The organism is Georgenia sp. EYE_87 (assembly GCF_023148685.1).
GTDB lineage: Bacteria > Actinomycetota > Actinomycetes > Actinomycetales > Actinomycetaceae > Georgenia.
The window spans coordinates 495,251-516,678 of record NZ_JAHXNL010000001.1 but is presented as its reverse complement, the minus strand read 5'-3'; the positions used below and the strand labels follow the sequence as shown (position 1 = coordinate 516,678).

At 73.3% G+C, this 21,428-nt stretch carries 16 protein-coding genes; 4 read left to right on the top strand and 12 right to left on the bottom strand.

Annotation, left to right across the window (positions count from 1 at the left end; genetic code table 11):
• Positions 1 to 3,048 carry a bifunctional [glutamine synthetase] adenylyltransferase/[glutamine synthetase]-adenylyl-L-tyrosine phosphorylase gene (locus KZX45_RS02275; RefSeq protein WP_248256072.1) on the top strand — a complete coding sequence of 1,016 codons (3,048 nt, stop codon included), beginning with the start codon at positions 1 to 3 and terminating at the stop codon, positions 3,046 to 3,048.
• A 2-nt stretch (positions 3,049 to 3,050) separates the two neighbouring features.
• Here KZX45_RS02275 and KZX45_RS02270 read toward each other — a convergent pair whose 3' ends face one another.
• The 5 genes from KZX45_RS02270 to glnA form a co-directional block, all read right to left on the bottom strand.
• Positions 3,051 to 5,105 carry a PhoX family phosphatase gene (locus KZX45_RS02270; protein WP_248256071.1) on the bottom strand — a complete coding sequence of 685 codons (2,055 nt, stop codon included), beginning with the start codon at positions 5,103 to 5,105 and terminating at the stop codon, positions 3,051 to 3,053.
• A gap of 112 nt (positions 5,106 to 5,217) precedes the next feature.
• Positions 5,218 to 6,048, bottom strand: a complete 831-nt coding sequence (locus KZX45_RS02265; RefSeq protein WP_374112516.1) for an amino acid ABC transporter ATP-binding protein — start codon at positions 6,046 to 6,048, stop codon at positions 5,218 to 5,220.
• On the bottom strand, positions 6,045 to 7,040 hold the full coding sequence (locus KZX45_RS02260) for an amino acid ABC transporter permease (RefSeq protein WP_374112525.1): 996 nt from the start codon (positions 7,038 to 7,040) through the stop codon (positions 6,045 to 6,047). Before KZX45_RS02260 ends, KZX45_RS02265 begins: the two co-directional genes overlap by 4 nt.
• A complete protein-coding gene (locus KZX45_RS02255) occupies positions 7,037 to 7,954 on the bottom strand; it encodes an ABC transporter substrate-binding protein (RefSeq protein ID WP_248256069.1) in 918 nt (305 codons plus the stop codon). Before KZX45_RS02255 ends, KZX45_RS02260 begins: the two co-directional genes overlap by 4 nt.
• Before the next feature lie 356 nt (positions 7,955 to 8,310).
• The gene (gene glnA / locus KZX45_RS02250) at positions 8,311 to 9,735 is read right to left on the bottom strand and encodes a type I glutamate--ammonia ligase (RefSeq protein WP_248256068.1); all 1,425 of its coding nucleotides are present in this window, start codon (positions 9,733 to 9,735) and stop codon (positions 8,311 to 8,313) included.
• A 211-nt stretch (positions 9,736 to 9,946) separates the two neighbouring features.
• On the opposite strand from glnA, the gene KZX45_RS02245 reads away from it, so the two are divergent.
• Complete coding sequence (locus KZX45_RS02245; protein ID WP_248256067.1) at positions 9,947 to 10,303, top strand: RDD family protein; 357 nt, start codon at positions 9,947 to 9,949, stop codon at positions 10,301 to 10,303.
• Between the two features lie 228 nt (positions 10,304 to 10,531).
• On the opposite strand, the gene KZX45_RS02240 is transcribed toward KZX45_RS02245, so the two are convergent.
• From KZX45_RS02240 to lipB, 3 genes are all read right to left on the bottom strand, one after another.
• A complete protein-coding gene (locus KZX45_RS02240; protein WP_248256066.1) occupies positions 10,532 to 11,254 on the bottom strand; it encodes a DUF4191 domain-containing protein in 723 nt (240 codons plus the stop codon).
• Positions 11,255 to 11,673: 419 nt separating this feature from the next.
• A complete protein-coding gene (lipA, locus tag KZX45_RS02235) occupies positions 11,674 to 12,672 on the bottom strand; it encodes a lipoyl synthase (protein WP_248256065.1) in 999 nt (332 codons plus the stop codon).
• A 111-nt stretch (positions 12,673 to 12,783) separates the two neighbouring features.
• Complete coding sequence (gene lipB, locus KZX45_RS02230) at positions 12,784 to 13,452, bottom strand: lipoyl(octanoyl) transferase LipB (protein ID WP_248256064.1); 669 nt, start codon at positions 13,450 to 13,452, stop codon at positions 12,784 to 12,786.
• Between the two features lie 97 nt (positions 13,453 to 13,549).
• Between lipB and KZX45_RS02225 the strand changes: the two genes are divergently transcribed.
• Positions 13,550 to 14,881, top strand: a complete 1,332-nt coding sequence (locus KZX45_RS02225) for a protein kinase (protein WP_248256063.1) — start codon at positions 13,550 to 13,552, stop codon at positions 14,879 to 14,881.
• 108 nt (positions 14,882 to 14,989) lie between these two features.
• Here the strand turns inward: KZX45_RS02225 and KZX45_RS02220 are convergent, their stop codons facing one another.
• The 4 genes from KZX45_RS02220 to KZX45_RS02205 all read right to left on the bottom strand — a co-directional run bounded on the left by KZX45_RS02220 (position 14,990) and on the right by KZX45_RS02205 (position 21,027).
• A complete protein-coding gene (locus KZX45_RS02220; protein WP_248256062.1) occupies positions 14,990 to 15,958 on the bottom strand; it encodes a TIGR01777 family oxidoreductase in 969 nt (322 codons plus the stop codon).
• 87 nt (positions 15,959 to 16,045) lie between these two features.
• Positions 16,046 to 17,899 carry a 2-oxoglutarate dehydrogenase, E2 component, dihydrolipoamide succinyltransferase gene (gene sucB / locus KZX45_RS02215; RefSeq protein ID WP_248256061.1) on the bottom strand — a complete coding sequence of 618 codons (1,854 nt, stop codon included), beginning with the start codon at positions 17,897 to 17,899 and terminating at the stop codon, positions 16,046 to 16,048.
• A gap of 24 nt (positions 17,900 to 17,923) precedes the next feature.
• Positions 17,924 to 19,357, bottom strand: a complete 1,434-nt coding sequence (lpdA, locus tag KZX45_RS02210; protein ID WP_282453115.1) for a dihydrolipoyl dehydrogenase — start codon at positions 19,355 to 19,357, stop codon at positions 17,924 to 17,926.
• Between the two features lie 194 nt (positions 19,358 to 19,551).
• Complete coding sequence (locus KZX45_RS02205; RefSeq protein ID WP_248256059.1) at positions 19,552 to 21,027, bottom strand: leucyl aminopeptidase; 1,476 nt, start codon at positions 21,025 to 21,027, stop codon at positions 19,552 to 19,554.
• A gap of 44 nt (positions 21,028 to 21,071) precedes the next feature.
• Between KZX45_RS02205 and KZX45_RS02200 the strand changes: the two genes are divergently transcribed.
• A complete protein-coding gene (locus KZX45_RS02200) occupies positions 21,072 to 21,425 on the top strand; it encodes a hypothetical protein (protein ID WP_248256058.1) in 354 nt (117 codons plus the stop codon).
• The last annotated feature ends 3 nt before the right edge of the window (positions 21,426 to 21,428 follow it).

Genomic DNA, 21,428 nt, shown 5'->3' with positions numbered 1-21,428 from the left:
ATGACACGGCCGGTCTCGCGCACCACGACCCTGCGCCGGCTCGGGTTCGCCGAGCCGGCCACGGCCGCCGAGCGCCTCGACGCCGAGGTGCTGGCGCCCTACCTCGCCGCGGCGGACGCCCGGGGCGCGCCCCTGCCGGAGGCGCTCGGGCGGGTCGCCGACCCGGACCACGCACTGCTCACCCTGCTGCGGCTGGCCGACTCCGCCGCCGCCACGGAGTACGAGCACCACCTGGCCGCGATCCTCTCCGACGACGCACCGGGCCGCCGCCGTCTCCTCGCCGTCCTCGGGGCGTCGGCCGCGCTGGGGGACGCCCTGGTGGCCCGGCCCGGCGCGGTGGCGCTGCTCGCCGAGCGACCGGGCGAACGACCGGTGCTGGACCTGGCGCCCGAGGACGAGCGGGAGCGGGCCCTGCGCGCGGTCGGCGCGGACCCGGACGCGGCGGTGCCGGTCGCGACGATGACGGGCGAGCAGGGTGTCGCGACGCTCCGGCGCACCTACCGCCGTCGGCTCCTCGAGATCGCCGCCGCGGACCTCACCAGCCCCGACCCGCTCGACGCGTTCCCCAAGGTCGCCGCGTCCATCGCCGACATCGTGGCGGGGGCGCTCGACGCCGCCCTCGCGGTCGTGCGCGCCGACCTGCCCGGCGGCGCGACCGGTGTGCGGCTGGCCGTGCTCGGGATGGGCAAGACGGGCGGCCGCGAGCTCAACTACATCTCCGACGTCGACGTGATCTACGTGGTCGAGCCCGCCGACGGCCTGCCTGAGCCCGAGGCGGTCCGGCTCGGCGCCAGGCTGGCCACTGCGCTGGCCCGGGCGGTCTCCGCCGTCGGCCCCGAGCCGGCCCTGTGGCCGCTCGACGCGAACCTGCGGCCCGAGGGTAAGGACGGGCCGCTCGTGCGCACGCTCGCCTCCCATCTCGCCTACTACGAGCGGTGGGCCAAGACGTGGGAGTTCCAGGCGCTGCTCAAGGCCCGGCCTGTCGCCGGGGACCTCGCGCTGGGGCGGCAGTACTGCGAAGCGCTGGCCCCGATGGTGTGGACCGCCGTCGAGCGGGAGAACTTCGTCGAGGACTCCCAGGCGATGCGCCGCCGGGTGGAGGAGAACATGCCCGCGGCGGAGGCGGACCGTCAGCTCAAGCTCGGCCGGGGCGGGCTGCGCGACGTCGAGTTCACCGTCCAGCTCCTCCAGCTCGTCCACGGCCGCACGGACGACACGATCCGGTCGGGCACCACGCTCGAGGGGCTCGCCCAGCTGGCCGGGCGCGGGTACGTCGCCCGTGACGACGCCGCGCTGCTGGACCGGCACTACCGGTTCCTGCGGGTGCTCGAGCACCGCATGCAGCTGCACAAGCTGCGGCGCACGCACGTCGTGCCCACGGCCGAGGAGGACCTGCGCCGCCTCGGCCGCGGCATGGGCGTGGACGGGGTGGACGGGGCCGCCACCCTCGAGCAGCGGCTGCGGCAGGTGCGCCGGGAGGTCCGCCACCTGCACGAGGAGATCTTCTACCGCCCGCTGCTGCCCGCCACCGCGCGCCTGAGCGCGGACGACGTCTCCCTCGCGCCGGCGGCGGCGCGGGCCCGGCTCTCGGCCATCGGGTACCACGACCCCGACGGCGCCATCCGCCACATCGCGGCGCTGACCGAGGGGATCTCCCGGTCGGCGGCGATCCAGCGCCACCTCCTGCCGGTCATGCTGGGCTGGTTCGCCCAGGGTCCCCTGCCGGACTACGGGCTCCTGGCCTTCCGCAAGCTCTCGGAGACCATGGGGACCACGCACTGGTACCTCAAGCTGTTGCGCGACTCCGGGGGCGCCGCGCGCCGGCTCGCACGGCTGCTCTCGACCAGCCGCTACGTGGCGGACGCGCTCGCCCGGCTGCCCGAGGCCGTGGCGTGGCTCGACGACGACGAAGAGCTGGCGCCGCGCACGGTCGAGGCCCTGGCGGCCGAGCTCGCCGCCCTGCAGGACCGGCGCACGGACCCGGTCGGGCGGGTGATGGCCGCGCGCTACCTCCGCCGCCGCGGGCTCCTGCGCGCGGCCATCGGCGACGTTCTCGGGCTCGGCGACCACACCCGCTCCGTCCTGATGATCACCAACGCCGCCGACATCGCCGTCCGGGGCGCCCTGCGCGTGGCGGTGGACCAGGCGCTGGCGGACGCCGGCCTGGACGAGGCGCCCTCGCGCTACCTCGTGGTCGCGATGGGCCGGCTCGGGGGCCGGGAGATGGGGTACGCCTCCGACGCGGACGTGCTGTTCGTCCACGAGCCGCTCCCGGGCGCGGACCCGGAGCTGGCGACCCGCACGGCCGTGGCGGTGGCCACGGGCGTGCGGCAGCTGCTGGGGCAGACCGGCGCCGAGCCGCCGCTCGAGGTCGACGCGGACCTGCGGCCGGAGGGGCGCAACGGCCCGCTGACCCGGACCCTGGCCGCGTACGCGGAGTACTACGAGCGGTGGGTGGAGCCCTGGGAACGTCAGTCGCTGCTGCGGGCCCGCCCGGTGGCCGGCGACGTCGAGCTCGGCCGGCGCTTCGAGGCGCTCGTGGACCCGCTGCGCCACCCCCGCGGCGGGCTCGCCGAGGCCGAGGTCCGCGAGCTTCGCCGGATCAAGGCCCGCGTGGAGTCCGAGCGCATGCCCCGCGGGGTGCCGCCGAACCGTCACCTCAAGCTCGGGCGCGGCGGGCTCAGCGACGTCGAGTGGACCGTGCAGCTGCTCCAGCTCCGTCACGCCGGCGACGTGCCGGAGCTGCGGACCACCAGCACGCTCGACGCCCTCGGCGCTCTGCACGAGGCCGGGATCGTCCCGGCCGACGCGGCCGGTCGGCTCCAGGAGGCGTGGCTGCTCGCCTCCCGCCTGCGCGACGCGATCGTGCTCGGCACCGGGCGCGCCACCGGGCAGCGTGCCGACGTGCTGCCGCACGAGCCGTCGGAGCTGGAGGTGGTCGCGCGGCTCCTCGGCCTCGAGCCGGGCAGGCGTCTCGACCTGGAGGAGCACTGGCTGCGCACGTCGCGGCGGGCCCGCGCCGTGGTCGAGGAGCTCTTCTACGACTGAGGTCAGGCGCTGCCGATCTCCCTCCCGTCCGCCCGCCACGCCACGACGAGCGACGGCCGGGGGACCCCGCCGTCGGGCCAGTGCGAGACCGGGTGCTCGAAGGTGGACCCGTCGGCCTCGCCCGGGTGCTGGACGTGGACCAGCACCCGGTGGTCCTCCACCCAGGGCCCGCAGGTCTCCGCGCCGACCGGGACGGTGAGAAACTGCTTGACCTGGCCGCGGTGCTCGCCCTCCAGCGCGACGCCGAAGAGGCCGTCGTTGGAGCCGAGGGCGTTGCCGTCGGTCGCGATCCACAGGTTGCCGTGGCTGTCGAACGTGACGTTGTCCGGGCACGAGATGGGGGAGACCTGGCTCTTGTCGTACCCGTCGAAGTACGTGCTCGGGTCCTCCGGGTCGCCGCACACGAGCAGGATCCGCCAGGCGAACGTGGTGGACGCGGCGTCGTCGCCGCTCTCGCGCAGCTCGATGACGTGCCCGTGCTTGTTCTCCGTGCGCGGGTTGGCCTCGTCCGGTCCGGCGTACCCCGCCAGCCCGCGGTTGGTGTTGTTGGTCAGGGCCATGTACACCCGGCCGGTCTGCGGGTGGGGCTCGACGTCCTCCGGCCGGTCCATCTTGGTGGCGCCGACGGCGTCGCCCGCCAGGCGCGTGAACACCAGCACCTCGACGCCGGACATGCCCTCGACGTGGGACTCCGCCTCGCCGTCGGCGGAGGTCGCGAGCGGGATCCACTCGCCGGAACCGTCGAACTCGCCGTCGGCGGGCAGCGCGCCGGTACCCGTGATCTCGCCCGGGGAGTCGCCCGTGAAGCGGGCCACATAGAGGGTGCCGTTGTCCAGCAGCGTGGCGTTGTGCTCGTGGTCGCCCTTGCGGTACTCGTCGCGCGAGACGAACTTGTAGACGTAGTCGAACCGCTCGTCGTCGCCCATGTACGCCGCGGCTCGGCCGTCCGGGGTGAGGCGGATCGTGGCCCCCTCGTGCTTGAAGCGGCCCAGCGCCGTGCGCTTGCGCGGCGTGGAGTCCGGGTCGAACGGGTCGATCTCGCAGACCCAGCCGAACCGGTTGGGCTCGTTGGGCTGGGCCGCCACGTCGAAGCGGTCGTCGTAGAGCTCCCACTTCCGGTCGCTGGGCCCCTCGGTCACCCCGTAGCGGCGCAGGCGCTCCGCGGCCACCGTGTCGGTGACGGTCCCGGCGTTGGCGAAGTACTGGTGGAAGTTCTCCTCGCCGGTCAGCCACGTGTCCCAGGGCGTCAGGCCGCCGGCGCAGTTGTTCAGGGTGCCCAGGACGGTGCGGCCCTCGGGGTCGTCCTTGGTGCTCACGAGGTCGTCCCCGGCGGCCGGCCCGGACAGCTCGAACTCCGAGCGCATGGTGAAGCGGCGGTTCAGCCGGTGGCCCACGACGGCGTCGAGGCCGCCGGAGCGCCGCCCGCGGCGCTCCGCCGTCAGCGCGACGACGCTCAGGCTGTGCGCCGCCCAGGCGACCTCGACCTGCTCGCGGGTGGGGTTCTCGGGGTCGTAGCCCGGGAACATGATCTCCTCGTTGGTGTACTCGTGGTTCGCCACGAGCAGGAAGTTGCCGCGGCCGCTCCGCGGGAGCAGCCCGAGGTAGTCGCAGTTGTAGCCGAACTGGCGCTCCTGGGCCTCGGCCGACTGGTACATCGGGTCGAACTCGGGCCCGTCCTTGAAGAGGGGGTCGCCCCAGCGCAGCACGACCTCGTGCAGGTAGCCCGGCGGCACGACGACGGCGTCGGTGGTGTTGGGCGCCACGGGGCTGAACTTCAGGCCCGGCGCGCCGTCGCCCACCGGGTGGGCCGCCGTGGCGGGGGCTCCGGTGCTCGTGCCGACGGCGCCCACGAGGCCGAGGACCGCGCCGGCCTGCAGCACGGTGCGCCGGGACACCACCTGCGCCATGACGTCGCCGAAGTACTCGTTCGACGAGGTGTTGGGTGCGTCGTGGAAGCAGGCGTTCCCGCAGCGGTACCGGCAGGTCATCGCCGACCTCCCGCCGGGGTGGGCGGGCAGGAGCGGCAGGAGCCGACGTTGCGGCGTGGTCAGGCTCATGGGATTCCCCTCGCGTCGTTGCGGGAATGCACGCCCGGGCGGCGCGCGCCTCGTCAGGCCATGGTGCGGTCGATCGGGGCTCCTGACCAGACCGATACCCGGGTGAAACCGCTCAGAGGACCTTCGAGAGGAACTCCCGCGTGCGCTCCTGCCGGGGTGCGTCCAGGACGGCACGCGGGTCACCCTGCTCGACGATCACGCCGTCGTCCATGAGCACGAGGTGGTCACCGACCTCGCGGGCGAACCCGATCTCGTGGGTCACGACCATCATCGTCATGCCGTCGGCGGCGAGGTCCTGCATGACGCCGAGCACCTCACCGACCAGCTCGGGGTCCAGGGCCGAGGTCGGCTCGTCGAAGAGCATCAGCTCCGGGTCCATGGCCAGCGCGCGGGCGATGGCCACGCGCTGCTGCTGGCCGCCGGAGAGCTGGGCAGGGTAGTGCCCCGTCCGGTCCGCGAGGCCCACCCGGTCCAGGAGATCGGCGGCCCGCCGGCGTGCCTCGCCCTTGCTCAGCCCCTTCACCTGGACCGGCGCCTCCATGACGTTCTCGAGCGCCGTCAGGTGCGGGAAGAGGTTGAACCGCTGGAACACCATGCCGATGCGCGAACGCTGGGCGGCGATCGCCCGTGGGTGGAGCCGGTACAGCTCGGTGCGACCGTTCCTGACCTTCTCGGCGTAGCCCATGAGCTCGCCGTCCACCTCGATGCGCCCGGCGTCGATCTGCTCCAGCTCGTTGACGCACCGCAGCAGCGTCGACTTGCCGGAACCGGAGGGCCCCACGACGACGCACACGGAGCCGCGCGGGACGGTCAGGTCCACGCCGCGCAGCACGTGGAGGTCGCCGAAGAACTTGTGCACGCCGACGATGCTGACCATGGGTGCGGTGGCGGTCTGCCCGTCGGGCGCGGCGGAGGCGGGGCCCGTCGTCGTCGCGTCGGTCATGGCGTGTACTCCAGGAAGGGGTCGTCGTTGGTGGTGCCGGCGGCGAGGACGGCCTGCTGCCTGCGCCCGAGCGCCCTGCGCCCGCCTGCCGGACCACGGCCGGAGGCGGCGGCGCCGTCGAACCCGCGGCCGTAGTACAGCTCGAGGTAGTGCTGGCCGACCATGAGCACCGAGGTGATCACGAGGTACCAGATGGCGGCCACCATGAGCAGCGGGATCGGCAGGAAGATCCGGTTGCCGATGGCGTTGGTGGCGAAGGTGAGGTCGAGCGTGAAGGGCACCGCCAGGACGAGCGAGGTGGTCTTGAGCATGGAGATCGTCTCGTTGCCGGTCGGCGGCACGATGACGCGCATGGCCTGGGGGAGCACCACGCGGCGCAGGATGGCGGACTCGTTCATGCCGAGCGCGCGTGCCGCCTCCGCCTGGCCGGGGTCCACGCCGCCGAGCCCGGAGCGGAAGATCTCCGACAGGTACGCCGCCTCGTTCAGGGCCAGGCCGATCAGGGCGGCCCACGCCGCGGAGAAGACGGCGTTGGTGTCGAGGACGACGAACTCGGGCCCGAACGGGATCCCCAGGCTCAGCCGCGGGTACAGCACGCCGAGCAGGCCCCAGAAGACCAGCTGCGTGTACACGGGGGTACCCCGGAAGAACCAGATGTAGATCCAGGACACCCAACGCATCACGGGGTTGTCCGAGCGGCGCATGATCGCCAGCGTCATGGCGAGCGCCACGGCGACGACCATCGACCCGGCAGTGAGCAGGAGCGTCCAGCCCACGCCCCGGACGACGTTGACGTCGCGGAGGTAGAGCCAGACCACGTCCCACCGGAAGTTCGGGTTCGTGACGAGGGTGTTCACCACCATCGCCGCGAGGACGGCGACGACGACGGCAGAGACCACCCGGCCGGGCCGGCGGACCGGGTGGGCGCGGATGAGGTCGGGCGCGCTCTGGCCCGTCCGCTCGGCGGTGGCGGTGCCGGTGGTCACGCTCAGACCGCCGGGTTCAGCTCGGCGGTCTCCAGCGCGCCGCTGACGCCCCAGGTGTCGAGGATGTCGGTCCAGACACCCTCGTCCATGAGGCGCTGCATCGCGGCCTGGAGGGCGGCGGTGAGCTCGGCGTCGTCCTTGGCGACGGCGATGCCCTGCGGGGCCGCGTCGGTGACGTCTCCGAGCTGCTCGACCTGCCCGCCGGTCTGGAGCGCGGCGTACTGGCCCACCGGGGAGTCGGCGTACATCACGTCGATCTTCCCGCCGACGAGGTTGGTGGTGACGTCGGCCTGCGAGCTGTAGCGCAGCACCTCGACGGGTTCGGACCCGGCGTCGGTGCACGCCGCCGAGAGCGCGTCGGCGTCCTCGTCCTGGATGGTGCCGGTCTGCACGCCCATGGTGGTGCCGCACAGGTCGGCGGGGTCCAGGTCCCGGGGGTTGCCCGCCTGGACGGAGAAGGTCGAGCCGGCGGAGATGTAGGCGATCATGTTGACCTGCTCGAGCCGCTCGGCGTTGATGGAGATCGAGGCGATGCCCGCCTCGTACTGCGTGCCGATCGCCGGGATGATCGAGGCGAACTCGGCGTGCTTGACCTCCACCTCGGCGCCGAGCACGCGCCCGAGCGCCTCGGCGAGGTCGACGTCGTAGCCGGTCGGGGTCTGGCCGTCCGGTCCGCCGAGGAACTCCGCGGGTGCGTACTGGAGGTTGTCGCCGACCGTCAGCGTCCCGTCGAAGTCCGCGGGGAGCATCGCGGCGATCTCGTCGACCTTCTCGACGGCGGAGACGTCGTAGCTGGGCACGGCGGCCGCCGCGGTCTGCCCGGCCTCGGGCGCGGACGCCTCGGAGGCGTTGGTGCACGCGCCGAGCACGAGGGTGCTGGCGACGGCGAGGAGGGGCAGGGCGGGCAGGCGGCGACGCATGGCGGGCTCCGGGGACGTTCTCGACGGGGACCGGACCACGATATATCCATCAGAATGCATGACTATGCAGATGGTGCTGTGTCGTCGCGCACAGTGTCCGTCCCGTCGAGAGCGTCGGGCGCCGCGCGGCCGGTCCGCCGTCGTCCGAGTGGCGCGCCGTGGAGGCGGCAGGCGTCGGACCGGCGCCTCCACCGCGCGCCGACGGCGCCCCCGCCGCGCCGGCCCGGGGGGGGGGCGGGGGGGGGGGGGGGCCCGCGCCCGGCCCCCCCCCGGCCCCCCCGACGGCGCCCCCGCAGAGACGGCCGGGGGCCGGCGCCTTCCGGCACCGGCCCCCGGCCGTTCAGCTCAACGACCCGTCACAGGTCGTAGTAGAGCTCGAACTCGTGCGGGTGCGGGCGCAGCCGCAGCGGGTCGATCTCGTTGGTGCGCTTGTAGTCGATCCAGGTCTCGATGAGGTCCCGGGTGAACACGTCGCCCTCGGTCAGGTAGTCGTGGTCGGCCTCGAGCGCCTCGAGCGCCTTGGGCAGCGAGTCTGGCAGCTGCTCGATCTGGGCGTGCTCCTCGGGCGGGAGCTCGTAGAGGTCCTTGTCGATCGGCTCCGGTGGCTCGATCCGGTTCTTGATGCCGTCGATGCCGGCCATGAGCATCGCCGAGAACGCGAGGTACGGGTTCGACGACGGGTCCGGCACGCGGTACTCGACGCGCTTGGCCTTGGGTGAGGAGCCGGTGACCGGGATGCGGATGCAGGCGGAGCGGTTGCGGGCCGAGTACACGAGGTTGACCGGGGCCTCGAAGCCGGGCACCAGCCGGTGGTAGGAGTTCACGGTCGGGTTGGTGAACGCCAGCAGCGAGGGGGCGTGGCGGAGCAGCCCGCCGATGTACCAGCGGGCGAGGTCGGACAGGCCGCCGTAGCCGCGCTCGTCGAAGAACAGCGGCTTGCCGTCCTTCCACAGCGACTGGTGCGAGTGCATGCCCGAGCCGTTGTCGCCGAACAGCGGCTTGGGCATGAAGGTGGCGGACTTGCCCGCCTGCCAGGCCGAGTTCTTGATGATGTACTTGAACTTCATCACGTCGTCCGCCGCGGCCCGGAGGGTGCCGAAACGGTAGTTGATCTCCTGCTGGCCGGCGGTGCCCACCTCGTGGTGCGCGCGCTCGACGTCGAGGCCCACCTCCTGCAGGACGCGGACCATCTCGTCGCGCAGGTCCGCCATCTGGTCGTTGGGGGAGACGGGGAAGTACCCGCCCTTGTAGCGGGTCTTGTACCCGAGGTTGGCGCCGTCCTCGTCGCGACCGGTGTTCCAGGCGGCCTCGGCGGAGTCGAGGTAGTAGAAGCTCGAGTGCTGGGTGGTCTGGAAGCGCACGTCGTCGAAGACGTAGAACTCCGCCTCGGCGCCGAAGTAGACGGTGTCGGCGATGCCGGTGCTCCGCAGGTAGGCCTCGGCCTTGGCGGCGATGTTGCGCGGGTCGCGGGAGTACGCCTCGTCGGTGAACGGGTCGACGATGGAGAAGTTGACCACCAGGGTCTTCTGCTTGCGGTACGGGTCGACGAACGCCGAGGTCACGTCCGGCACGAGCTTCATGTCCGACTCGTGGATCGCCTGGAAGCCACGGATGGAGGACCCGTCGAACATCAGGCCGTCGGTGAACGCGTCCTCGTTGAACGCCTCGACGGGGATGTTGAAGTGCTGCATGACGCCCGGCAGGTCGCAGAAGCGGACGTCGACGAACTTGACGTCCTGCTCCTTCGTGAAGGCGATTGCCTCCTCGGCGTTTGAGAACATCCGTTGGCTCCTTGAGGGGTAGGGCTCTGGGGGAGTGGCCGCGATCGTCGATCCCGGGGAACGGTTCCGAAACTAGCCTTCGGCAGTTTCTCGTGTGTCACCTGAATGTGTCCGGCATGTTACGCGGGGCGGCGTGACGATGGCGCTCGTCACACCCGCCCGCCCGCCCGCGTGAGCGGGGCGGCCGCCGGCGCCCGGATACCCTGCAGTGGTGCCCGATCCTCAGTTCCCGCCCGTCGCCGGCCTGGGGCGCCGCATCGTCGCCCTCCTCATCGACTGGGCGCTCGCGTCGGCGATCAGCGCGGGCTTCTTCGGCTACCACGAGCTGGCCACCCTGGGCATCTTCGCGCTGACGACCTGGCTCATGGTCGCCACCCTCAGCGCCACCGTCGGCCACGTGATCTTGGGCTTGGCGATCCGCACCGCCGGCCGCGGCCCGGCCGGGCCGGTCCGTGCGCTGGTGCGCACCGTCCTGCTGTGCCTGGTGATCCCCGCCGTCGTGTGGGGGAAGGACGGCCGGGGCCTGCACGACGTCGCCGCCGGCACGGTCGTCACCCGCATCCGCTGACCTGCCACCGCCGCGCTGACACGTCGAAGGCACGGTGTCACGTCGAAGGGCTCGGTGACACGTCACGAGCTCGCCGCTGTACGGCCACGCACAGACACAGCTGCTCGCCAGGACCTGACGGTCCGGCGAGCAGCTGACGTCCCGACGAGGAGATGACGGGCGGTCCCAGGCGTTGCGACGAGCACCCGATCCATCCGTCTCGAGAGGAGAGCGGGACGGGGCCAGGGGTCAGCGGCCGCGCATGCCCTTGCGGTCGGGCCTGGCCTTCATCGGGTCGACGCCCTTCGGGATGGGCATCTTGGTGCTGCCGAGCGCCTGGAGACGCCGGGCCACCTGTGCCACCTCCGCGGTCGTGAGCGTCTTCTTGAAGCCCTGCACCGTCTTGGTGAGCTTGCCGATGGGCACCTGACCGCTCTCGTTGCCGTACTGCACCAGGTGGACGGGGACGTTCGGCGCCACCCGGGAGACCTTCCTCCGCTCGTCCTCGAGCATGCGCGTCACGCGGTGGGAGGGGCCCTCCGAGACGAGCACGATGCCGGGCCGGCCGACCATGCGGTAGACCAGGTCCTGATGACGCGGGTTGACCGCGACAGGCTGCTCCTCGATGTTCCAGCCACGGCGGATCTGGCCGAGCACCGCCCCGGCGGCGCCGGGGCGCCCGTCGATCTGGGAGTAGCTGGCCTTCCGGGTCTGCGTGGCCAGCACCACCATCATGAGCATCAGCGCCAGCAGCAGGCCGAAGAACGCCATGTAGACCGGGTGGCCCCAGACGAAGCCGATCGCGAGCGAGACGCCCATGACCAGGACGAAGACACCGATCAGCAGCCAGGTGACCGACGGGTTGACCTGCCGCGTGAGCCGGTAGGCGTCCCGGAGGTTGTGGTACCAGCGCTGCTTCTTCTCCGTGGGGGCGGCGGAGTCGCTCGCGCCCTCGTTCTTCTTGCGGGCCATGATCGCCAAGGATACCGGCCCGCGCGGACACCGTGGACCGACCCGCGGGCTCGTGCCCGGTCGGGCAGGGGCGGGCCGGCGCCCTCGTCAGAGCGCCTTCCGGAGACCGTCGTCGTACCTGGTCGAGACGGTGCGTGGTCGGCGGGACAGGATGGCGACGACGGCGAGCCGAGTCCGGCGGCGGCCGCCACGACGAAATCCCGCCCAGGCGCCCCGCCCAGACGCCCCGCCCGTCGGCCAGCGACCCGGCCAGCGGGGCCGCGGCGTTGACGGCGCGAGGAGCAGCAGCGGGCGTCGCTGACCGCCGCGGCCGGCCCAGCGGGACGGCAGCCTGGCGACGAGGCCGATGGCCAGGAACGTGCGTCCCAGCAGCGCAGGAAGCGCCCGCAGTGGCGCAGCGCGCCGAGCTGCCGGGCACCTCAGCGGACCAGCGCGGCCGCCTCCTGGCGGGACGTCGTCGGCTCGGTCAGGTGCGCCAGCGCGGGCGGCACCTCCAGGCCCTTCTTGGTCATGGCGCGGCCCCACAGGCGGCCGGCGCGGTAGCTGGACCGGACCATGGGGCCGGCCATGACCCCGAGGAAGCCGATCTCCTCGGCGATCTCGGAGAGCTCGACGAACTCCTCCGGCTTGACCCAGCGCTCCACCGGGTGGTGCCGCACGGACGGGCGCAGGTACTGGTTGATGGTGAGCAGGTCCGTGCCGGCGTCGCGGAGCTGCTGCATGGCGTCGACCACCTCGTCGAAGGTCTCTCCCATGCCGAGCATGAGGTTGGACTTCGTGACGAACCCGTCCTGGGCGGCCGCGGTGATCACCCGCAGGGAGCGCTCGTAGCGGAAGCCCGGACGGATGCGGCCGAAGATCCGCGGCACGGTCTCGAGGTTGTGGGCCAGGACCTCGGGCCGGGAGGAGAAGACCTCCGCGAGCTGGTCGGGCTTGGCGTCGAAGTCGGGGATGAGGAGCTCGACGCCGGTGCCCGGGTTGAGCGCGTGGATCTGGCGGACCGTCTCGGCGTACAGCCAGGAGCCGCCGTCCTCCAGGTCGTCGCGGGCGACGCCGGTGATCGTGGAGTACTTCAGCCCCATCTGCTGGACGGACCGGGCCACCTTGAGCGGCTCCGAACGGTCGAGCGCGGAGGGCTTGCCCGTGTCGATCTGGCAGAAGTCGCAGCGGCGGGTGCACTCCGATCCTCCGATGAGGAAGGTGGCCTCCCGGTCCTCCCAGCACTCGAAGATGTTGGGGCAGCCCGCCTCCTCGCAGACCGTGTGCAGGCCGCCACCGTGCACCAGTTGCTTGAGCTCGCGGTACTCCGGGCCCATGACGGCCTTGGTCTTGATCCACTCGGGCTTGCGCTCGATGGGCGTCTCGGCGTTGCGCGCCTCGACGCGGAGCATCCGTCGGCCCTCGGGGGCGATCGTCACGGTGGGAACCCCGTCCTTCTCGTGAATGATGTGCGTTCGATAGTACGTGGCCGGGCCTTCGGGGGCCGGGCGTGGCACCAGTGGTCGGGCCGAACCGCCGCGGTCGGCGGCTCAGGAGCGGGCGGCAAGGGCGGGGGCGCCGACGGTGAGCGGAGTGAGCGCACGGACGAGCTCGTGCTCGAGGTCGTCGACGACGTCCAGCGGCGTGACGGTCCGGCCGGTCTCGGCCGTGAGGGACGTCACGTCGGCGTCCTCGATACCGCAGGGCACGATCCGGTCGTAGGCCGACAGGTCCGGATCGGCGTTCAGGGCGAGGCCGTGCATGGTCACCCCGCGTGCGACCCGCACGCCCACGGCGCAGAGCTTGCGGTCCCGGCCACGGTCGTCGGCGAGCACCCAGACCCCGGAGCGGCCGGCGACGCGCGCGGTGGCGACACCGTGGTGCGCCGCGACGTCGATGACCGCCTCCTCCAGGGCGCGCACGTAGACGACGACGTCGACGGGCTCCGCGAGGCGCACGATGGGGTAGGCCACGAGCTGACCGGGACCGTGCCAGGTGATGCGGCCGCCGCGGTCGACGTCGACGATCTCGGTGCCGTCGGTGGGGCGTTCGCCCCGGCCGGTACGCCTGCCGGCGGTGTAGACGTCGGCGTGTTCGAGCAGCAGCACGGTGTCCGGGCGCTCACCGGCGACGACCTGGGCGTGGACGCGGCGCTGGACCTCCCACGCCCAGCGGTAGTCCACCAGCTCGGTACCGAGGCTGACGCGTTCGACGTGCACGCGTCGATCCTAGTCCGCGCCCTCCACAGGCAGGTCTCCCGGCCCGGGCCTGTGGAGGACGTGGGCGGGCGGCCCGGAGCCGTGCTTGGGTCGGGCCATGCCCGTCCTGCGCAGCCGGTCCCGTCCCGCCGAGGTTCCGGCGGTGCCCGGGTACCTGCTCGAGGCGCCGGTGGGCTTCGGGGCCGGCGGGGCAGTGTGGGGCGCGCGAGACCTTGCCGGCCGACCGGTCGCGGTCGCCTTCGTGCGCCTGCCGCCCGGTGAGCGCGGGACCGCGACGCTGCGGCGCCTCGGCGCCCTGCGCTCGACGGCGCACCCGCACCTGCCGAAGGTGCTGGACGTCGTGGGCGTCGACCCGGGCAGGTGCGCGCTCGTCTCCGAGATCGTCGAGGGGCCGACGCTGGCGACGGTACGGAGCGCCCGCGGCGACCTGGGGCCGGGGGCGGCGGCGACGCTCCTGGGGGCGCTGGCCGCCGCGCTCGCGCACCTGCACGACCACGGGGTCGTCCACGGGGACGTCGCCCCGACGAACGTCGTGCTGACCGCCGCGGGCGTGCCCGTACTGGTGGACCTCGCCGCCGACGTCGCGCACGAGCGCGGCACGCCGGGCTTCGTCGCGCCGGAGCGTCGTCGCGGTGCACCGGCGAGCACCGCCGCCGACGTCTGGGCGCTCGCGCGCGTGGTGGGGTGGGCGTCCGGTGAGACACGCGCCGCAGAGGTCCTCGCCGCGGCACTCTCGCCGGACCCCGACCTGCGCCCGGCCGCCCGGGACCTCGCCCGGTCAGCGGTGTCCCTGTCACCTCCCGGCGAGATCGAGCTGCCCTCCGGAGCCGACCTCGCCCAGGCCCGGCTGCGGTCCGGGCAGGCCGCCACCGAGCTCGCCCCGCCCCGCCGCCCGCGTGGCCGGCACCGCCGCTCCCGCCGTGTGCCGGGTGCTCGTGGCGCGCTCGCCCTCGCCGCGCTGGGCGTGGGGGTCACGCTGGCCGTCACCGGCGGCACGCCCGCATCCCCGGCGTCTCTGCGACCGGCGGAGGCCTCCACCGTCGTGCGCGGGCTCGTCGGCGCGCGCGACGAGGCGTTGCGGCGGGGCGAGACCGAGGCGCTCGCGCGGCTGACGGTGCCGGGCTCGCCCGCCGCCCGCGAGGACGAGGCGCTGGTGGAGCAGCTGCGGTCGGCGGGGCTGCGGCCGGAGGACCTGCGCACCACCGTCGAGGACGTCGTCCTCGTGGAGGCGACAGGGGGGACAGGACCGGGCGCCGTCGTGGACGTGGTGCTGCGGCAGGGGGAGTACCGCCTGATGCCCGCCGGCGGGGCGCAGGCTGTCGGTCTGCCGGTGGCCGCCCGGGACCCGCGATGCGTCCGGCTGGTGCTCGCGGGTCCCGCGCCATGGCGGCTCGAGGAGACGGCAGGCTGCCCGCCCGCGCAGGGCTGAGGGACACGGCAGGCCGCCCGGCCCCGGCCCGGATCCGCCCCGCCGAACCGGGCCCCGGGCCGGTCCACGCCGATCCGCGACGCCGGGCGCCGCCCCGTTCAGGTGGGGTCAGCGGCGCGCCTCGCGACGGCGGTCGGCCACCCAGGGAGCCGCCGCGGCGAGGTCCGGGTGGCTGAAGGTGAAGCCGTCGTCGAGCAGCGCGCGTGGCTCCACCCGGCGGGAGGAGGCGAGGAAGTCGGCGAAGTCCCGGCCGGCGAGGGCGAGCGCCCAGCGGGGGGCGTGCACAACCGCGGGCCGGTGCATCGCCGAGGCCAGGGCGTCGACCAGCTCGCCCTGCCTGGCGGCGCCCGGCGCCGTGAGATTGACGGGGCCGGCGAGCGCCGAGTCCATGAGGTGCAGCTGGGCACGCACATGGTCGGCGAGGGTGATCCACGGGAACCAGTGGCGACCGCCGGCGATCGGGCCGCCGAGCCCCAGGCGGATGAGCGTGGTCAGGGGCGCTATCGCCCCGCCGGAGGGGGCAAGGGCGGGGGAGGTCCGCAGGAGGACGACGTCCGCCCCGGCGTCGGCCGCCGGCGTGGTCGCCGCCTCCCACTGCTGGCAGACCTCGGCGAGGAACCCTGCGCCGGGCCCGCTGGCCTCGGTGAGGACCTGTTCCCCGCGGTCGCCGTAGAAGTCCGTGCCGCTGGCCTGCAGGAAGCGCACCCGCCGACCGTGGCGGGTCACCGCCAGGGCGGCCGACTCGGCGAGCACGCGGGCGCCGTCGACGCGGGAGCAGAGAATCTCTTCCTTGTAGGCGGGCGTCCACGGCAGCCGACCGAGGGACGCCCCGCCGAGGTTGACGACGACGTCCACGCCCTCGAGGGCGGTCGGCTCGAGAGAGCCCCCGGCTGGGTCCCAGCGCACCTCCTCCGGGCCGCGCGGCTCCCGCCGGACCAGCCGGCGGACACGGTCGCCACGGCGTCGGAGGTGCCTGAGGAGGTGGTGCCCCAGGAAGCCGGAGGAGCCGGCGACGAGCACGGTGCGCGTCGTGGCGTGCGGTGCCTCAGGAGCGGTGTGCACCGCGGCGGTGGCCATGCGCAACGTTAACCGCGGTCGGGGCGGGACGCCACGGGGCCCCGCACCGGTACCGGTGCGGGGCCCCGTCGTCGACGCGTCAGCGCGTCACAGACCGACCTCGGCGTCGAAGGCGCCCTCCTCGAGGCGCGCCTTGACGGCCGAGAGGAAGCGGCCGGCGTCGGCGCCGTCGACCAGACGGTGGTCGTAGGTCAGCGACAGGTAGATGATCGAGCGGATGCCGATCGTGTCGTTGCCCTCGGCGTCCTTGACCACTGCGGGTCGCTTGACGATCGTGCCCACACCGAGGATGGCGACCTCGGGCTGGTTGATGATCGGCGTGTCGATCAGCAGGCCGGCCGAGCCGGTGTTGGTGATCGTGAACGTCGAGCCCGAGAGCTCGTCCGGCGTGACCTTGCTGTCGCGGGTGCGGGCAGCCAGGTCGTTGATCCGCTTGGCGATGCCGCCGATGGTCAGGTCGCCGGCGTCCTTGATGACCGGGACCAGCAGGCCACGCGGGGTGTCGACCGCGATGCCGATGTGCTCGGCGCCGTGGTAGATGACCTGCTCGCCGTCGATCGTGGCGTTCAGCTTCGGGTGCGACTTGAGCGCCTCCGTCGCCGCCTTGACGAAGAACGGCAGGAACGTCAGCTTCGTGCCCTCGGCCGCCTGGAACGCGGACTTGGCGCGGGCCCGAAGGTTCGCGATGCGGGTGACGTCGACCTCCATGACGGAGGTGAGCTGGGCGGAGGTGTCCAGCGACTCGCGCATGCGCTTGGAGATGACCTTGCGCAGGCGCGACATCTTCTCGGTGGTCCCGCGCAGCGGGGACACCTCGGCCGGAGCCGCGGCCCTTGCGGGCGCGGCCGGCGCGGCTGCGGCCGGGGCGGCGGCCGCAGCCTTCTCGGCGGCGGCCTTCTCGGCCGCGGCCTCGACGTCCTGCTTGCGGATCCGGCCACCGACGCCGGTGCCCTCGACCGTTCCGAGGTCGACGCCCAGGTCCCCGGCGAGCTTGCGCACGAGCGGGGTGATGTACGCGGTGCCGGCGGCGGCCGCGGCCCGGGGCGCCTCGCGGCGGGTCTCGGGCTTGGGAGCCTCCTGCGCCGCGGGCCTGGGCTCCTCGGCCTTGAGCTCCTCCTTGGGGGCCTCAGCCTCGGGCTCCTCGGCCTTCGGCTCCTCCTTGGGGGCCTCAGCCTTCGGCTCCTCGGCCTTCGGCTCCTCGGCCTTCGGCTCCTCGGCCTTCGGCTCCTCGGCCTTCTCCTCGGGGGCCTCGGCCTTCGGGGCCGCAGCGCCGGCCGCGCCGACGATCGCGAGGTCGGTGCCGACCTCGACCGTCTCGTCCTCCTGCACGAGGATCTTGACGACCGTCCCGGCGACGGGGGAGGGCACCTCGGTGTCCACCTTGTCCGTGGAGACCTCGAGCAGTGGCTCGTCGACCTCGACCGTGTCACCCTCGGCCTTGAGCCAGCGGGTGACGGTGCCCTCGGTGACGGACTCGCCGAGCGCGGGCATCTTGACGGCCTCGCCGGACGCCTCGCCGCCGCCCGAGGGGGCGGACGCGGTGGCCTCCTCCTTCGCCTGCTCGGCCGGCTTGGCCTCCTCGGCGGCAGGCTGCGCCGCCTCGACCTCCTCGGCGGCGGGCTGCTCGCCCGCAGCAGGGGCGGTGTCGGGCTCGCCGCTCGTCCCGGTCTCCTCGGGGGCAGACTCGCCGCCGCCGGAGCCGGAGCCGTCGCCGATCACGACGAGCTCGGTCCCGACCTCGACGGTCTCGTCCTCCTCGACGAGGATCTTCTCGACGGTTCCCGCGATCGGGGAGGGGACCTCGGTGTCGACCTTGTCGGTAGAGACCTCGAGCAGCGGCTCGTCGACCTCGACCGTGTCCCCGACCGCCTTGAGCCACCGCGTGACGGTGCCCTCGGTGACGGACTCGCCCAGCGCGGGCATCTTCACGGACTCAGACATGTCCTGAAATCTCCTTCGATCGGGTCAGTTGTGCGCGTGCAGCGGCTTGCCGGCCAGGGCGAGGGCGGCCTCGCCCAGTGCCTCGTCCTGCGTCGGGTGGGCGTGGATGAGGGCGGCGACGTCCTCGGGGTAGGCCTCCCAGTTGACGATGAGCTGGCCCTCGCCGATGAGCTCGCCCAGGCGCGCGCCGAGCATGTGGACACCCACGATCGGGCCGTCCTTCTCGCGCACGAGCTTGACGAAACCGGCCGTCTGAAGGATCTGCGACTTGCCGTTGCCGCCGAGGTTGTACTCGAGCGCCTGGACGTTGTCCGCGCCGTACGCCTCCTTGGCCTCGGCCTCGGTGAGACCGACCGAGGCGACGTTCGGCTCGCAGTAGGTCACCCGCGGGATGCCGGACTCGACGATCGGCGCGGGGTTGAGCCCAGCGATCTCCTCGGCCACGAAGATGCCCTGCTGGAAGCCGCGGTGGGCCAGCTGCAGGCCCGGCACGATGTCGCCGACGGCGTAGACGTTGCCGACCCCGGTGTGGAGGCGCTCGTTCGTGAGGACGAATCCGCGCTCCATCGGGATGCCGTTCTCCTCGTAGCCGAGGTTGGCGGTGGACGGGCCGCGGCCGACGGCCACGAGGAGCAGCTCGGCCTCGAACGTCTTGCCGTCCTGGGTGGTGACCTTCACGCCGTCGTCGGTCTGCTCGACACCGGAGAACATCGTCTTGGTGTGGAAGGCGATCTTGCGCTTGCGGAACGCGCGCTCGAGGCCCTTGGAGAGGGCGACGTCCTCGTTCGGGACGAGGTTGGGCAGACCCTCGATGATGGTGACGTCCGAGCCGAAGGAGTTCCACACCGAGGCGAACTCCACGCCGATCACGCCACCGCCGAGGACGATCGCGCTCTTGGGGAGGAAGTCGAGCTCGAGCGCCTGCTCGGACGTCAGGACCCGACCGCCGATCTCGAGGCCCGGCAGGGACTTCGAGTACGAGCCGGAGGCGAGGATGACGTGCTTGCCCTTGTACCGCTTGCCGTCGACCTCGACGGTGTCCTGCGAGACGAGCTTGCCCCAGCCGTTGATCAGGTCGACCTTGCGGGAGGAGACCAGGCCCTGCAGCCCCTTGTACAGGCGGTTCACGACGCCCTCCTTGAAGGAGTTCACCCCACCCATGTCGATGCCCTCGAGCGAGCTCTTGACGCCCACGCCCGCGCTCTCGCGGATGGTGTCGGCCACCTCGGCGGAGTGCAGCAGCGCCTTCGTGGGGATGCACCCTCGGTGCAGGCAGGTGCCGCCGAGCTTGTCGGCCTCGATGAGCGCCACCTTCAGGTCGAGCTCGGCGGCCCGCAGCGCCGCCGCGTAACCTCCGCTCCCGGCTCCCAGGATGACGATGTCGTACTCCTGCGTATCAGCCACGTACCTCTCCTTGAGCGCGCGCAATGACCCTGGCTGGGTCAGGTTCGCGGCCATTGTTTCACCCAAACCGCGTCCAGGCCCATTCGTCCCAGGTCGCGAGCCCCGCGGCCGGCGGGTGCCGTCGGTCACACCGGCCCGGTGGCCGCACGGTGAGAAGGCCGCCGCTGCGCCGGCTGCGCGGCGCGGAGGCACCGGGGAGCGCGGGCGTCCGACACCTGGCGACGGCGTGCCGCCACCTGTGCCTCACCTCAGCGCTCCGCGGCCGCCTCGAGCACGGAGAGCAGCGTGCGCAGCCCCATACCGGTGCCGCCCTTGGGCGTGTAGCCGTACGGGTTCCCCTCGTTGTAGGCGGGCCCCGCGACGTCCAGGTGCGCCCACGGGACGTCCCCGACGAACTCCTTGAGGAACAGCCCGGCGACGAGCATGCCGCCGTACCGGTCGCCCATGTTGGCGATGTCCGCGACGGGCGACTTCAGCGACTCGCGCAGCTCGGTGGGCAGCGGCATCGGCCAGAACTGCTCGCCGGCGGCCCCGGCCGCCGCGAGAACCTCCTCGCGCGCGGCGTCGGTGCCCATGACGGCGCCGACCCGGCTGCCGAGGGCGACCATCTGGGCGCCGGTGAGCGTGGCGATGTCGATGATCGCGTCCGGAGTCTCCTCCCGCGCCGCGACGAGCGCATCGCCGAGCACCAGGCGGCCCTCGGCGTCGGTGTTGAGCACCTCCACCGTGGTGCCGTCGCGCATGGTGACGACGTCGGAGGGGCGCTGGGCGCCGCCGCCGGGCATGTTCTCCGCGAGCGCGAGCCAGCCGGTGACCTTCACCGGCAGGTCGAGGGCGGCCGCGGCGAGCACGGTGTGCAGGACGGTCGCAGCGCCCGCCATGTCGTCCTTCATGTTCTCCATGCCCTTGGCGGGCTTGAGGGAGAGTCCCCCGGAGTCGAAGGTGATGCCCTTGCCGACGAGGGCGTAGTGGGCCCGGGCGCGGGCGGGCGCGTGGACGACCTTGACGAGGCGCGGCGGCCGGGCGGAACCCTGCCCCACGCCGACGAGGCCGCCGTAGCCTCCGGCGGCGAGCTGCTGCTCGTCCAGGACGGAGACCTTGACCCGTGTGCCCTTGGCGGCCGCCCGCGCCTCCTCCGCGAAGGACTCCGGGTACAGGTGCCGCGGGGAGGCGTTCACCAGGTCCCGCGCGCCGCGCACGCCGTCGGCCACCGCCCGCGCCCGGGCCAGCGCCGCCCTGGCCTCCTTCTGCCGCGCCGCCGCGGTGGCGAGCTCGATCCGCGCCACGGGGGCGGGGTCGGAGGTCTTGTAGTGGTCGAAACGGTAGGCGCCCAGCAGGGCGCCCTCGGCGACGGCCCCGACCTGGGCGGCGTCGTCGGCCGGCAGCGCCAGGACCACGTCCGCGGACCCGGCGAGCGAGCGCACGGCGGCACCGGCCGCGCGGCGCAGCGCCTCGAGGCCCACCTCCCCGTCCGTGACCTTGCCCACGCCCGTGAGCACGACGACCGTCGCGGCGAGCTGCTCCCCGGCCGGGACGCGGACCACCTCGTCCGTCCTCCCGCCCACCCCCAGGGCGGGCAGCAGGTCCGCCAGCCCGGCGACGCTCTTCTGCGGGAGCCCGGCGGGCAGGAGGCGGGGGCCGTCGTCGTCCTGGGCGACGGCGAGGACGATCGCGTCGGCGCTGGTGCGGGCAGGATCCTTGGTGCTGAGCTTCAGGTCGGTCACCTTCCGAATGCTAGCCGGGCCCTCGAGGGCGGTAACCTCCCCGGGTGCTCCTCACCGTCCTGCTCACCTCCGTCCTGGCCGGCGCGCTCGGCCTGTGGGCGGCGTGGTACGCGGTGCGCGGCCGGCCGGTGCTGTTCAAGCAGCTGGTGGGCGGCGCCGTGGTCGAGCTGGCGCTGCTGGCGCAGGCGGTCGTCGCCCTGGTGGCGGGCGCCGTGGGGAACGGCCCGGGGGAGCCGTGGACCTTCTGGGGGTACCTGGTCACCGCCCTGTTCCTGCTGCCGGTCGCCGCCGTCTGGGCGATGACCGACCGCACCCGGACCAGCTCGGTGGCGCTGCTGGTGGTGTGCGTCGCGATCCTGGCGATGCAGGCTCGGGTCTGGCAACTATGGACGGCGTGAAAG

Bases quoted from the DNA above. Each gene is read 5' to 3' on its own strand.
- glnA (WP_248256068.1), bottom strand. From the start codon at position 9,735: ATGTTCTCAAACGCCGAGGAGGCAATCGCCTTCACGAAGGAGCAGGAC.
- KZX45_RS02275 (WP_248256072.1), top strand. From the start codon at position 1: ATGACACGGCCGGTCTCGCGCACCACGACCCTGCGCCGGCTCGGGTTC.
- sucB (WP_248256061.1), bottom strand. From the start codon at position 17,899: ATGTCTGAGTCCGTGAAGATGCCCGCGCTGGGCGAGTCCGTCACCGAG.
- KZX45_RS02220 (WP_248256062.1), bottom strand. From the start codon at position 15,958: ATGGCCACCGCCGCGGTGCACACCGCTCCTGAGGCACCGCACGCCACG.
- KZX45_RS02265 (WP_374112516.1), bottom strand. From the start codon at position 6,048: ATGACCGACGCGACGACGACGGGCCCCGCCTCCGCCGCGCCCGACGGG.
- KZX45_RS02270 (WP_248256071.1), bottom strand. From the start codon at position 5,105: ATGAGCCTGACCACGCCGCAACGTCGGCTCCTGCCGCTCCTGCCCGCC.
- KZX45_RS02225 (WP_248256063.1), top strand. From the start codon at position 13,550: ATGCCCGTCCTGCGCAGCCGGTCCCGTCCCGCCGAGGTTCCGGCGGTG.
- lpdA (WP_282453115.1), bottom strand. From the start codon at position 19,357: ATGGCCGCGAACCTGACCCAGCCAGGGTCATTGCGCGCGCTCAAGGAG.
- KZX45_RS02255 (WP_248256069.1), bottom strand. From the start codon at position 7,954: ATGCGTCGCCGCCTGCCCGCCCTGCCCCTCCTCGCCGTCGCCAGCACC.
- KZX45_RS02240 (WP_248256066.1), bottom strand. From the start codon at position 11,254: ATGGCCCGCAAGAAGAACGAGGGCGCGAGCGACTCCGCCGCCCCCACG.